Here is a 13,302-nt window from a genome sequence, read left to right as displayed (position 1 = left end):
AAAGGGGGCAGAAAATGATGAAACAAAGTTTACAAACTGCTTTTTCTTGTTCTTCTTTTCTTCTCTCCTATCCTGAACTAGGGTGGAGAGAAGCTGTAACTGAATTGCAAGAAGAGATTGAAACGATAGAAAAGGAAGAAGTTAAAGCATCACTTACAGCCTTTATAAAACAAGCGCTAAATAAAACGAATGATCAACTCATTGATAGTTACGTATATACATTCGATTTTGGTAAGAAAACAAATATGTATCTTACTTATATGAACACTGGTGAACAAAGAGAAAGAGGTATTGAATTACTGGAGTTAAAACAGCATTATAAAAAATCTGGTTTTGAAGTAACAGATAAAGAATTACCTGATTATTTACCGCTATTGCTTGAGTTTTTTGCAAATGCAAATGAGATAGACAGTGAACCAATTATGAGTAAATACAAGGAAAACATCCAAGCATTACACGTTCAGTTAAAAGAAGCAGGTAGTATGTATGAACCAATTCTTGCGGCTGTTCTACTCGCTATCGATACATGGGGTGTACAGACAAATTAGAAAGGAGAGTTGTTAAAATGATGGATCAATTTCTATGGGTATTGTTTCCCTATATCATTTTTGCAATCTTTATCGGTGGACATATTTTTAGATACAACTATGATCAATTTGGATGGACATCAAAATCTAGTGAACTATTAGAAAAGAAAATGCTCCGAATCGGAAGTCTATTATTTCACTTTGGGATTATGTTCGTAATTGGCGGTCATGTTATGGGGATTTTAATTCCAGAAGCTGTATACCGTTCGATAGGTATTTCTGAGCATACGTATCACATAATGGCAATTAGTTTCGGGCTTCCGGCAGGTGTTGCTTCTATCATCGGTTTAATTATATTAACTTACCGCCGCGTAACTGTAAAACGTATCATTGCAACGAGTACAAAGGGAGATTATATTGCGCTTATTTTATTACTTATCGTAATGTTAGCAGGAATTTCTTCAACATTTTTAAATATCGATTCAAAAGGATTTGATTATCGTACAACAATTGGCCCTTGGTTCCGAAGTCTCTTTATTTTCCAACCGAAAGTTGAATATATGATGGAAGTACCAGTATGGTTTAAAATTCATATTCTTGCAGGGATGGGTTTATTCGCAGTATGGCCATTTACAAGACTAGTACATGTATTTAGTGCCCCAATTAAATATGTAAGCCGTAGTTATGTAATTTACAGAAGACGTATTCCTAATGAGTTGAAAAAATAATACTGCTGTAAACGGATAGGAGCTAATGGTTAAAACGAAACGAGGTCTAATATGGAAGGCCTCGTTTTTGTTTACATAGGGAATAACCGTTAATAAATAGCTTAAATTGAAAAAAGATTAGCATCTAAATAAGATGCTAATCAATGCTACAAACAGAAGCAGAGCAATCTTCACAAGCAATTTCACATTTTAAAAATTGTAAATCGTGGATTGTAATCTTTCCTTTATGAATTGAAATTGTACCTTGCTTTTTTAATTCATTTAACATTCGATTTACACTTTCACGTGAAGTTGCACAGAAATTAGCAAGTTCTTGATTTGTTAATGGTAAATCGATGAAAATCCCATTTTCTTTTAATATACCGTAACTATTTGTCATTCGTATCAGGGTAGAATACAGGGCACCTTTTTTGCCGTGTAATACTAAATCTCGGAACTTCGTTTGCATTCTTCTTAAATGTTCACTAATCCATTTCATAAATTCAAATACGAGTGCAGGTTTTTGGAGTAATGCTTTTTCTAACGCTTCACGCTTTATAACGCCTACTTCCACATCCTCAAGACATTTTGAATTTAATAAGTATTTTGCATTGTCCGTGAACAATGTTAATTCTCCAATAATGTCATATTCTGAACAAATTCGAAGTGTTAATTCTTGTCCGTCAGCACTTAGTTTACTAATTTGTACTTTTCCTGAGTGGATGATATAGAGCTCTGTTGCCTCCATACCTTCTTGAAAAATAAAACTACCTTTTTTTATCTGCATTTTATATTCAACAGATGCAAGTAATTCTTTTAAATCTTGAGATAATGTCATACTGTTTGCCACAGTGATCACCTTTCTTCTTATAAGCAATACATTTCCTATTTTGAGTGTAAATATGATGAAAATGCAAGAGCTATTTTAAAAATAAATTGAAATTTCAATGACCGTAAGGGGAAGAGATTTTCAGTTTTTAGTTTGAAAAATTCAATAGACAAAGTAGATGAGATTAAAGATGTGAACAAAATTCGAACGGATTTGTGAAAAATTTTTGAATGGGGAAAGTAATGTGAGAAAAGTCACATTGAATATGTAGCTTCTTTTTTATAATAAAGGCAAATAAAAAAATGAAAGCTTACTAAGGATTGCAGCAGAAAAGAAGGGATATAGATGCACGAGAACATGAAAGATTCTTTAAAGCGGCCACTTCAAGATTTACGCATTTCAGTTATTGATCGTTGTAATTTTAGGTGCACATATTGTATGCCTGCTGAAGTGTTCGGACCTGATTATGCTTTTTTACAGGAAGAGTGTTTATTAACATTTGATGAAATAGAAAGGTTAGCGAGATTATTTATAAGTATGGGAGTTAATAAAATTAGGCTTACTGGCGGTGAACCTTTATTGCGTAAAGACTTACCGAAGTTAATTGGAAGACTTGCAAAGCTAGAAGGCTTAAAAGATATTGGGCTCACAACAAACGGAATTCATTTAGCAAAACAAGCTAAGGTGCTAAAAGGCGCAGGATTAAAGCGGGTAAATATTAGTTTAGATGCAATAGAGGATCATGTCTTCCAAAAAATTAATGGAAGAAATGTAAGCACAAAACCTGTATTGAAAGGAATTGAAGCAGCGAAGGCTGCTGGATTAGAAGTAAAGGTAAATATGGTCGTAAAAAAAGAAATGAATGATAGTCAAATTCTTCATATGGCTCGTTATTTTAAAGAACAAGAAATTCAGCTCCGTTTTATAGAGTTTATGGATGTGGGCAGTACAAACGGCTGGAACTTTGAACAAGTTATTACGAAGGAACAATTAATAGAGAAGATTAATCGTGTATATCCGATTGAGCCTGTTAAACCTCGTTACTTTGGAGAGGTTGCGAAAATGTATCGATATGTAGGGAGCGATGCAGAAGTTGGATTTATTACTTCTGTTTCTGAGTCATTTTGTTCTTCTTGTACGAGAGCCCGTATTTCGGCAGACGGTAAGTTTTTTACATGTTTATTTGGAACAAAAGGAACGGATTTGCGAACGCTTCTTCGAGAAAATATTTCTGACGCCTCACTATTAAAAATTTTACAACATACATGGCGATATAGAACAGATCGATATTCAGATGAAAGAACAGTTGAAAGTACAAGTAAACGTCCAAAAGTTGAAATGTCTTACATTGGTGGATAGTGAAAGGCGGAGTTCTTATGCAAGAGCGTTATGCAAGGCAAGTGTTGTTTTCTAGAATTGGTAAAATGGGACAAAGGAAAATAAGAAAGAAACATGTGCTCCTAATCGGTGCGGGTGCACTAGGAGCTGCGAATGCGGAAGCACTCGTTAGGATGGGAATTGGGAAATTGACAATTGCTGATCGTGACTATGTTGAATGGAGTAATTTACAGCGGCAACAGTTATATACAGAAGAAGATGCACAGCAGTGTAAACCAAAAGCAATTGCAGCGGCACAACATGTAAGAAAGATTAATTCTGATGTGGAAATTGTACCAGTTGTAACGGACGTCACAATGCAAGAAATGGAAGAGTTAACGAAAGAAGTGGATCTCATATTGGATGCGACTGACAACTTTGATACGCGTCTACTTATAAATGACATTTCACAAAAAGAAAATATACCTTGGATATATGGTGGATGCATTGGAAGTTACGGTGTAACGTACACAATTCTTCCAGGAAAAACACCATGTTTTCGCTGCTTAATGGATCATCCTATGGGCGGTGCAACATGTGATACAGCGGGAATTATTCAGCCAACTGTACAAATGGTCGTTGCTCACCAAGTGACAGAAGCAATGAAAATATTGGTGGATGATTTCGAGGCGCTAAGAGGAACAATGTTATCATTTGATATTTGGAACAATCAATATCTCTCATTAAAAGTAAATAGACAGAAGAAAAATACATGTCCCTCTTGTGGAAATACACGCACGTACCCAAGTTTAACATTTGAAGCACAGATGAAAACGGAAGTGCTATGCGGACGGAATACGGTTCAAATCCGTTCAGGGGTAAAACGTGTTCTTCATTTAGAGGAAGTTCAAAAACGATTACAAAAAAGTGTACATGTCCAAAAAACACCTTACTTACTATCATTTGTAATTGATGAATATCGTTTCGTTTTATTTACAGACGGTAGGGCATTTATTCATGGGACAAATGATGTGAAACTAGCAAAACGATTATACGCCAAGTATATAGGATGAACAGAAAAATCGTTTTTTCCTTATTAAAACGAGGTGAAAAAGAATGTTAGATAAACGTATACCAATTCCAGTAGCAGAAGCAGTTGCTCGTGTAATGAAATATGCCTACCAAGGTGAAATGGAAAAGGTTTCTCTTATAGAAAGCTACGGTAGAACACTTGGAGAAGATGTTATTGCAGATCATGATGTTCCGCATTTTGATCGCTCTCCGTACGACGGGTTTGCGATTCGAGCGGAAGATACAAAAGAAGCGAGTAATAGTAACCCCATTCAGTTTGAAGTGATTGGTGAAATTGGAGCAGGATTTGTTTTTACAGAAGAAGTGAAAGCATTTCAAGCTGTCCGTATTATGACAGGAGCCGCAATTCCGAGAGGGTGTAATGCGGTTGTTATGTTAGAGCTAACGGAAGGATTTGAAGAAAACGAAAAGATTTATATGGTATTAAAACGCTCTTTCTCTTCTGGCGATAACATTTCTTTTAAAGGAGAAGATGTAAACCAAAATAGCATTCTTGTGAAAAAAGGGACTGTTATTAATCCTGGAGTAGCAGCGCTTCTTGCTACGTTTGGTTATAGTTCCGTACATGTTATAAAACAGCCGGTTATTGGAATTGTAACGACAGGAAGCGAACTGCTTGAAGTACATGAACAATTAAAGCCAGGGAAGATTCGAAATAGTAACTCTTATATGATTGCTGCTCAAATTGAACGAGCCGGCGGAGTTGTACAGTATTATGGGCAATTCGCTGATGATTTAGAGACGTGTTATAACACTGTAAAAAAAGCGATGAAAGAAGTAGATATATTAATTACAACTGGTGGTGTTTCAGTAGGAGACTATGACTATTTACCTGCCATCTATGAGAGATTACGAGCTAATGTACTTTTTGACAAAATAGCGATGCGACCAGGAAGTGTGACAACTGTAGCTGAGGTAGAAGGAAAATTACTATTTGGTCTATCTGGTAATCCTTCTGCTTGTTATGTCGGTTGTGAATTATATGTTAGACCAGTGATTGGAAAATACTTGCATAGGGAAGATTCGCACATATATCGTGCAGAGGCAATTTTACAGAAAGACTTCCCGAAAGCAAATCCGTTTACTCGATTTGTAAGAGGGCGAGTAGAAATTATAGATGGTCAATTACAAGTTACACCAGTTGGCTTAGATAAATCTAGCGCAATTTCTTCACTTGCAGAAGCGAATGCATTTATCGTTTTACCAGGGGGAACGAGAGGATTTGAAGCTGGAATTACTGTTTCGGTACTGTTATTAGAATCAAACAACGGAAGTGAGTGGCCGTGGGAAGAACCGCTTCGATCATACAAGTAATAGAAAAAGGGATTGCTAACTTATATAAGGATCAGAGGTGCAAGATGACATATACGTATTATGAAGTAATTGATACATCTATTTCAATTGAGGAAGTTACAAACAAAGTAATTCGTCGTGAGTGTGGCGCAATTACTACTTTCGTTGGTACTGTTAGAGAATTTACGAAAGGGCGTCGTACACTTTGTTTAGAGTATGTAGCTTATAAGACAATGGCGGAGAAACAGCTTGAGAGAATTAGCATTGAAGTAGGAGAGAAGTGGCCGGGGACATATGTCGCTATTACACATCGCATTGGTACATTACAAATTTCTGATCTTGCTGTCGTTGTCGCTGTGTCTACACCACATCGGAAAGCGGCCTATGAGGCGAATGAATATATTATGGAGCGTATAAAACAAATTGTTCCTATTTGGAAAAAAGAGTTTTGGGAAGATGGAGAGTCGTGGATAGGTGATCAGTTAGAGAAAACAGCATATGGTAATGGCGAGCCTGGAAAGGAGATGAGAATATGATTGAAGTACTATTATTTGCACATTTGCAAGAAGGAGCAAGTAAGCCGGCTTTGCATATAGACTATGAAAATATTACAGTTACGGAATTAAAGGAAGTCCTCACTAAGAAATACAACATAGCAATTTCAAACGAGATTATGGTCGCGATAAATGAAGAATACGCAAATGAGGATGACATCATCCAAATTGGTGATGTCGTAGCAATGATTCCGCCAGTAAGTGGTGGTTGATTCTTTTCAGCCTAATGATGTTAGGACGTGATTGGGCTGGAGAGAATGAATTTAACTATGCATACATAGGAGGGAACAGGATGAAAAGTCCTAATTTTCAATTAAGTTTACAAACTTCTAATCTAATTATCGGTTTTATGGTATGGGTCATTTTATCATCATTAATGCCTTATATTAAAGCGGATATTCCATTAACTGCGGGACAAATTTCTATGGTCACAGCAGTACCTGTTATTTTAGGCTCTATTCTTCGCATTCCAATTGGTTATTGGACAAATCGTTTCGGAGCAAGAAAATTATTCTATATTAGTTTTATTCTATTATTATTTCCTGTTTTTTATATTAGTGTTGCCAATTCTATGATGGATTTAATTATTGGTGGATTATTTGTAGGAATCGGTGGTGCTGTATTCTCTGTAGGAGTAACTTCTTTACCAAAATACTTTCCGAAAGAGAGTCACGGTTTTGTAAATGGTATTTACGGTGTCGGTAACGCCGGAACAGCAATTACTTCGTTTTTAGCCCCTGTCATTGCAACTTCAGTTGGCTGGAGAACGACAGTACAATGTTATTTAGTTTTACTTGCAGCGTTTGCACTTATGAACTTTTTATTAGGTGATCGTAAAGAGAAAAAAGTGAATACACCACTAATGGAACAAATAAAAGGTGTATATAAAAATGAGAAACTTTGGTTTTTATGTATCTTTTACTTTTTAACTTTCGGATCATTTGTCGCATTTACCGTATACTTACCAAACTTTCTAGTATCTCATTTCGGATTAGAGAAAGTAGATGCTGGTATGCGGACAGCCGGATTCATCGTACTCGCAACAATTATGCGTCCGATTGGTGGGTGGCTCGGTGATAAGTTTAATCCATTTAAAATATTAATCTTCGTATTTATCGGTTTAACACTTTCAGGTATTATTTTATCGTTTATGCCTAGTATGAACGTGTATACATTTGGTTGCTTACTAGTCGCATTTTGTGCAGGGATTGGTAATGGTACAATCTTCAAACTCGTTCCAATGTATTTCTCAGAACAAGCTGGTATTGTAAATGGTCTCGTATCAGCTTTAGGTGGACTAGGAGGATTCTTCCCACCGCTAATTTTAACATTACTATTCCAATTAACAGGTCATTATGCAATTGGATTTATGGCGCTATCAGAAGTCGCACTTGCTTGTTTAATCATTACAGTATGGATGTATAGCCAAGAGAAATTGTTAGTGATGTTAAAGAATCATTAATAAGGAAAAAGAACCATCCCAAAGTATATTGGGATGGTTCTTTTAGTAATAGGCTTCAACATGTTTTTATTGCTATCTCAACAAACGCTCGTTTTCTAAAAGAATGTGCTTTTAAAATGAAAAACAGAAGGTTTATGGAATTTTATTTTAAAATATAGAAGTCAAAAGTTATTCAATTAAAGGGTAGATTAGTGAAGGAAATCTTAAATCTATTCTAAAGATCGAACTCATTTTTAGAATGCAAATATTTAATTGAATCGGGATGTTTAGATGAAAAAAATATAAGTCCACTCAAGATAAACAAGTATCAGGTGTGTTAGGTAGTTTAAGCGACAAGTATGGGATTGATGTAAGTATTCTTCGCATAGTAACTGCAGTATCAGATTTTTGTAGGGCCAAATTTTTTTGGTAAGGCTAACGGATATTGTGAAAAAAGTACTACACTAAAGAATACAGTTTAGTTTGATAAGATAAAATTATGAATTTGTATAAATAATCCATAATTTTCTTTATGAGTTATATTTGATATGTTAAAGAAAAGAGAGGAGAGGGGAATGAAATAAGAATTTTTGATGAGCATTTTCATATTATCGATTTCAGTTTTCTGATTATTGAGAACTAATGGTGTTTTCCGATGAATGAAATGTGTCCACATTTAGTAAAGCGTTTAATCCAACTAAAATATATTTAGAATGAGGTTTTACATGTTTGTATTTATTATATTAGACGTAATATTACCGATATTAATATTGATGCTAATTGGTGCAATCTTACAAAGAAAGTTCCAATTTAACTTAAAGCAGCTTTCTACACTTATTACTTATTGCTTAATGCCAGCGGCGGTATTTGTGAATATATATGATATTCGTATAGAAACAGGTTTTTTGCTCCAGATAATATACTATTTAATGCTTTATAGTCTGAGTCTGATCATAGTAAGTCATTTCATTTCAAAAATATTAAAGTTAGAAAAAGGAGAAAGTGCAGCTCTAAAAAATAGCATTTCGTTAATGAATTCTGGTAATTATGGGTTACCAGTAAGTCAATTGATTTTCAGTCACAATCCAGTGGGGGTTTCCATTCAAATTTTTATTGTTATTTTCCAGAATCTTCTAACTTATTCATATGGGATATATAACTTACTATCAGCAACAAAAACAATCGGAGGTATTATTCGATCATTTCTAAGACTGCCTGTATTTCATGCGCTCGTATTAGGGGTTCTCTTTCAATCTTTTAAAATTCAAATACCTAATTCTATCTTGCTACCTCTTAATCAGCTTGCGAATGGTTTTGTTGCAATAGCACTCATATTGCTAGGGGCACAATTATCTAACATTAAACTTAATTTTTTCCATCGAGTCATAACATGGGCTTTAATTGGAAGGTTACTGATGGGACCATTATTAGCACTTGCCGTAATATACATACTAAACATCGATAGTATTGTTGCACAATCATTATTTATTGCAAGTTCTTTTCCTACTTCAAGAAATACATCAACCATTGCTATGGAATATCAAATAGAGCCTGAATTACATGCACAAATCGTTTTATTTTCAACACTTTTCAGTATTATTACAGTAACTGTTGTTATTTATTTGTCATATATTTTGTTTTGAATATACGTGCAAAAACGAATAGATTTGAGGCGGTAAATGATGGACGGAAACCCCATCGATATGAGAAGAAAACAGTCTATGATATATGGGGGGCGTTTACAATTGTACCGTGTCTGATAATCAAGTGGCTTAATTCAAAAAAAGGAAACTCGTTACGGGTTATTTCGTATGAAAATCTTTAAAGCATCTACATATAGACTTGCGAAAAAAGACACAATTTCGCTTATAATTGACGTTACATGAGCTTAGTTTGATAGCGGTGGGGTGGGAGCGTCAAGTAAGAATTTTTTCTTTATTGATTTTATGCGGTTTTTCCGCAAAATTGTAACTAAGGGGGGATTCCAAGTTGAGTAAACAGAATATCAGCACAACAGTTTCAGGAGATATAATTGTTACCCATCTAGTTGGCAATATAAAAACAGATGATGTGTATGAATGGTTTAATGGTTTTGAGCAGGTTTGTCAACAATTCATTTCTGAAGGGCGGAAATACAAATTGTTGGTGGATAGAAAAGGATACACGCCAAATCATTTTTCTGTTCAAAAAGTATGGAAAGAGAAGTTCTTCAATGAAATCATTTTGAATAACAGTAAGGCAATTGCATTTCTCCTTGAAGAGGGGGAGATAATGGATTATTTACAACAATCTAATACGAAAGAATCTGTGAGATTTTTTGATGATTATGAACAAGCGCTAATTTGGTTGAATGAATATCCAATATAAAACCTGTATTGAAGCAGTTGCTCTCAAGCAACTGCTTTTTTGTCCGTAATTGTTGCCGTTATTTTTCTTCACAGATTCTTGTCCAATTGTTTGTCTGATCCTAAAAAACGAAACTAAAGCCAAAAGAACAAACGTCTCTAAAAAACGTTTGTTCACAGTTAATTCCTATTTTAGCTAAGTGATAGATTCCATTTTATGAGTACGAGAAATTCTTTTTATAAGTTTAGGAAGGACAGAAGTTAATTCCTGTTTCATACGCTTCGTAAACGATGGGTCCTTACCTGAAGTCGAAATAGTGACAACATATTCATCATTTCGAATGACACCAGGTGTGTGAAACGATGATGCTGTACCATCACTTACAACGTTAACCCACTGGAAATCATGAGCGGCCTGTTTGACCATCATATTTACAGCATGTTGATTTGTAGCTGCATAAATTAGATGAGCATGTTTAATATCATCATTACTAAAAGTTTTTTGCTTCCAAGTAATATAAGAAAGTTCCTTCATTTCCTCGCAAATTTCTGGGCTGACAACAGTGACGAAAGCGCCTGTATCTTTTAATCCAGACGCTTTTCGATATGCAATTTTACCTCCACCAATGATAATGACAACTTTATTTTGTAGATTAAACATAAGAGGGTACATGTTATACATATATGCATTCCTCCATTCGTTCTAATAATGTTAGTTTCATATATGTATCAAACTGAAGACAGTTACAAGTCGTGACATGATTATATTTTTTTGTATGCAATTTAATTTTTTGAAGTAATAATCCGGTAAAGAGAAGGTACGGCATGACATATACATGGGACGCAGTCGATGTTATAGCCTTGAGCTCAGCAGCGAAAGAGGGAGTTCCTTTCGTTAAAAAGGAACAGGATACTGGCATACCAAGTTTTCGTTCGACAGCTGCTCCGATTTGTTGTAATTCATGTATCGGTTGTGGATCACTACTGCCTCGCCCTACGAGTAAAATACTACTATTTTGCATTGGCATAGCTTCACGTATTCTTTTCACTACAAGTTCCACCATATGTGGATGTGTACTAAAAGGAGGTACAACTGAAAATGTTATTTGTGGATATTTCTTTTGTAGTTGTTCTATTTCAAAAGGAATATCACGTTTATAGTGAGCTGCTGCAAATAATAAAACAGGTACAATCATTATTTCAGTTACTCCCTCTATTATCGTTTCTGTAACTGCATCCGAAATAGTAGGTGTCGTTAGTTCTAGAAAAGCTATTTTTTGAATTCTTTCGTTTCGCTCTTTCATAACAGATTGAATAAATTGAATGAATTGTTCATTACCTTCTTGTAGCCGGCTCCCATGTCCAACATATACAATTCCTTTCATTGTCTCACCATGTCTTTCTTCATAAGAGTTTCTTGTAATTGATGATCTACGTTATGAAACCCAACTTTATTTGCATAGTGTAAAGTTGGAACGTCGGTATACGAGAATGGGAGAGTAAGAATATTGATAAAGCCAAGGCGTTTTATTTCTGCTAGAAACGTATCAATAGAAGCACGACCTTCAAATACAATGCTATCCCATGAGAATTCAGAAAGAATACGTGAATGAATTTCATCGAAGCGATGATCAATTGTGTACTCATGAGTCATCATATAGGAACCAGCACCAATTTTTTCTTGAATAACAGCAATTCGATTAATGTTTCGTCCTAAATAAATCGTTGAATTCGAAGAAAATTGCGCAGGTTTACTGAACAATCCATATTGCATGAGCTTTTCTTGAATAGAAAGGTTCATATACTGAAGTTCTGCCTGTAAGGAACGAATATCTTTATGATATTTACTGCATGATTGCATTAAGATGTCTACACTGTCAGCGGAACAAAATACAAGACGATCAACGTTAAAAATCTTATTGATTTGTTCAGAGGTTAATGTGTATTCTTTCTTTTTGAAAGTTGGAATTTGATATATTTCTGCACCGGACTCTTGTAACTTTTGCTTTATTGCGCTTTTTTTATTTGTTGCAGCTGCAAATAAAACTTTCTTGCCGTGCAATGGTTTACGTTCTTTCCAAGAGATTTGATTCCGCAAAGTAACAACATCACCAACAATTGTCATAGAAGGATTAGAAATATTTTCGTTTTTGACAATAGAAACAATGGTAGACAGTGTCCCTGTGACAACGCGCTGTTTACCAGTTGTACCCCATTCAATGACTGCTACTGGCGTATCTTCTTTTTTTCCTGCTTGTAGTAAGTTTTTACAAATTATAGGTAAGTTTTTTATACCCATGTAGTAGGCAATCGTGTCGCTATTGTGAGATGAATTATATTTTCCATGATCGGTTAAGGGACCTTTTGCATGTCCGGTTAATAAAGTGACACTATTACTGTAGTCACGGTGAGTGAGGGGAATACCTGCATAGCTACTAGCGGCGATGCTAGATGTAATGCCTGGTACAATTTCATATGGAATATTTGCTGCTGCTAAAGTTTCTGCTTCTTCACCAACACGGCCAAAAATAGATGGATCTCCGCCTTTTAATCGGACAACAATTTTGCCCTCTTTCGCAAATTGAAGAAGGTGTGCGTTAATTATTTCTTGACGCATAATATGATTCTTTGGCATTTTTCCGCAATACATAAGTTCACATGTTTGTTTTGTATAGCTAAGAAAGAAAGGGTTTAGTAAACGGTCATATAAAACAATATCTGCACGTTTTAAACACTCTATCGCTTTTTTTGTAATAAGCCCTTCATCACCTGGTCCTGCACCAACTAAATATACATATCCGTTCATAATTGCACCTCATCAATTTTTATTTAAAAGGAAGCCAGAGGAGGCTTCCTTTCGAAAATTACATGTATAAATAAATGTCACCGTCAATAACTTCTACTTCGTATGTTTGAATACAGCCGTCATCAGGTTTTTGAACTTCACCTGTTAGTAGTGAGATTTTCCAATCATGCAGTGGACAAAAGACGAATTCTCCAGACACAATCCCTTCTGCTAACGGTCCGTTTTTATGAGGACAACGATTTTCTACAGCTCGAATATCGCCATTTGAAAGGCGGAATAGGGCGATAGACATACCTTTCATTTGCACTTCTTTACCGATTTGAATAGCAAGATCTTCCGCACGCATAACTTTTATTTTTTCTTTCGTTTGTATCATTTAGATCACAGCTCC

16 protein-coding genes are annotated in these 13,302 nt (G+C 35.2%); 11 read left to right on the top strand and 5 right to left on the bottom strand.

The window, feature by feature from the left end:
- The first annotated feature begins 17 nt into the window (after positions 1-17).
- The gene (gene narJ / locus HMAS_RS13770; RefSeq protein WP_016122390.1) at positions 18-548 is read left to right on the top strand and encodes a nitrate reductase molybdenum cofactor assembly chaperone; all 531 of its coding nucleotides are present in this window, start codon (positions 18-20) and stop codon (positions 546-548) included.
- 17 nt (positions 549-565) lie between these two features.
- A complete protein-coding gene (gene narI, locus HMAS_RS13765) occupies positions 566-1,255 on the top strand; it encodes a respiratory nitrate reductase subunit gamma (protein ID WP_000969216.1) in 690 nt (229 codons plus the stop codon).
- 136 nt (positions 1,256-1,391) lie between these two features.
- Here the strand turns inward: narI and HMAS_RS13760 are convergent, their stop codons facing one another.
- Positions 1,392-2,084 (bottom strand): Crp/Fnr family transcriptional regulator, encoded by a 693-nt coding sequence (locus HMAS_RS13760; protein ID WP_044307174.1) that lies wholly within the window; start codon positions 2,082-2,084, stop codon positions 1,392-1,394.
- A gap of 324 nt (positions 2,085-2,408) precedes the next feature.
- On the opposite strand from HMAS_RS13760, the gene moaA reads away from it, so the two are divergent.
- The 9 genes from moaA to HMAS_RS13715 all read left to right on the top strand — a co-directional run bounded on the left by moaA (position 2,409) and on the right by HMAS_RS13715 (position 10,127).
- Positions 2,409-3,422 carry a GTP 3',8-cyclase MoaA gene (moaA, locus tag HMAS_RS13755; RefSeq protein ID WP_044307175.1) on the top strand — a complete coding sequence of 338 codons (1,014 nt, stop codon included), beginning with the start codon at positions 2,409-2,411 and terminating at the stop codon, positions 3,420-3,422.
- A 17-nt stretch (positions 3,423-3,439) separates the two neighbouring features.
- Entirely contained in the window at positions 3,440-4,453 is a 1,014-nt protein-coding gene (locus tag HMAS_RS13750; protein WP_044307176.1) for a molybdopterin-synthase adenylyltransferase MoeB, read from the top strand.
- Positions 4,454-4,496: 43 nt separating this feature from the next.
- On the top strand, positions 4,497-5,786 hold the full coding sequence (gene glp, locus HMAS_RS13745) for a gephyrin-like molybdotransferase Glp (protein ID WP_046392650.1): 1,290 nt from the start codon (positions 4,497-4,499) through the stop codon (positions 5,784-5,786).
- Between the two features lie 44 nt (positions 5,787-5,830).
- Entirely contained in the window at positions 5,831-6,301 is a 471-nt protein-coding gene (locus HMAS_RS13740; RefSeq protein ID WP_044307178.1) for a molybdenum cofactor biosynthesis protein MoaE, read from the top strand.
- The gene (gene moaD, locus HMAS_RS13735) at positions 6,298-6,531 is read left to right on the top strand and encodes a molybdopterin converting factor subunit 1 (RefSeq protein ID WP_046392651.1); all 234 of its coding nucleotides are present in this window, start codon (positions 6,298-6,300) and stop codon (positions 6,529-6,531) included. The genes HMAS_RS13740 and moaD overlap by 4 nt, the downstream gene beginning before the upstream one ends.
- Positions 6,532-6,611: 80 nt before the next feature.
- The gene (gene narK, locus HMAS_RS13730; RefSeq protein ID WP_044307180.1) at positions 6,612-7,781 is read left to right on the top strand and encodes a nitrate transporter NarK; all 1,170 of its coding nucleotides are present in this window, start codon (positions 6,612-6,614) and stop codon (positions 7,779-7,781) included.
- Between the two features lie 313 nt (positions 7,782-8,094).
- On the top strand, positions 8,095-8,193 hold the full coding sequence (locus HMAS_RS28415; RefSeq protein ID WP_074619245.1) for a hypothetical protein: 99 nt from the start codon (positions 8,095-8,097) through the stop codon (positions 8,191-8,193).
- A 292-nt stretch (positions 8,194-8,485) separates the two neighbouring features.
- On the top strand, positions 8,486-9,403 hold the full coding sequence (locus tag HMAS_RS13720; RefSeq protein ID WP_044307181.1) for an AEC family transporter: 918 nt from the start codon (positions 8,486-8,488) through the stop codon (positions 9,401-9,403).
- Positions 9,404-9,749: 346 nt separating this feature from the next.
- Positions 9,750-10,127, top strand: coding sequence for a hypothetical protein (locus tag HMAS_RS13715; protein ID WP_000043368.1), 378 nt, complete (start codon positions 9,750-9,752; stop codon positions 10,125-10,127).
- Between the two features lie 174 nt (positions 10,128-10,301).
- On the opposite strand, the gene HMAS_RS13705 is transcribed toward HMAS_RS13715, so the two are convergent.
- The 4 genes from HMAS_RS13705 to nirD are packed head-to-tail and all read right to left on the bottom strand — an operon-like array spanning position 10,302 to position 13,287.
- Positions 10,302-10,787: a precorrin-2 dehydrogenase gene (locus HMAS_RS13705; RefSeq protein WP_000282588.1), complete on the bottom strand. Its 486-nt coding sequence runs from the start codon at positions 10,785-10,787 to the stop codon at positions 10,302-10,304.
- Positions 10,780-11,490, bottom strand: coding sequence for a sirohydrochlorin chelatase (locus HMAS_RS13700; protein WP_000676473.1), 711 nt, complete (start codon positions 11,488-11,490; stop codon positions 10,780-10,782). Before HMAS_RS13700 ends, HMAS_RS13705 begins: the two co-directional genes overlap by 8 nt.
- On the bottom strand, positions 11,487-12,911 hold the full coding sequence (locus HMAS_RS13695) for a uroporphyrin-III C-methyltransferase (protein WP_001014943.1): 1,425 nt from the start codon (positions 12,909-12,911) through the stop codon (positions 11,487-11,489). Before HMAS_RS13695 ends, HMAS_RS13700 begins: the two co-directional genes overlap by 4 nt.
- A gap of 58 nt (positions 12,912-12,969) precedes the next feature.
- Positions 12,970-13,287, bottom strand: a complete 318-nt coding sequence (gene nirD, locus HMAS_RS13690; protein ID WP_000616677.1) for a nitrite reductase small subunit NirD — start codon at positions 13,285-13,287, stop codon at positions 12,970-12,972.
- Between the last annotated feature and the right edge of the window lie 15 nt (positions 13,288-13,302).

Origin of the sequence: Bacillus sp. HMA207 (assembly GCF_003402455.1) — a bacterium.
Lineage (GTDB): Bacteria > Bacillota > Bacilli > Bacillales > Bacillaceae_G > Bacillus_A > Bacillus_A cereus.
The sequence above is the reverse complement of the archived record's forward strand: the minus strand, read 5'-3'. Positions and strand labels throughout refer to the sequence as shown.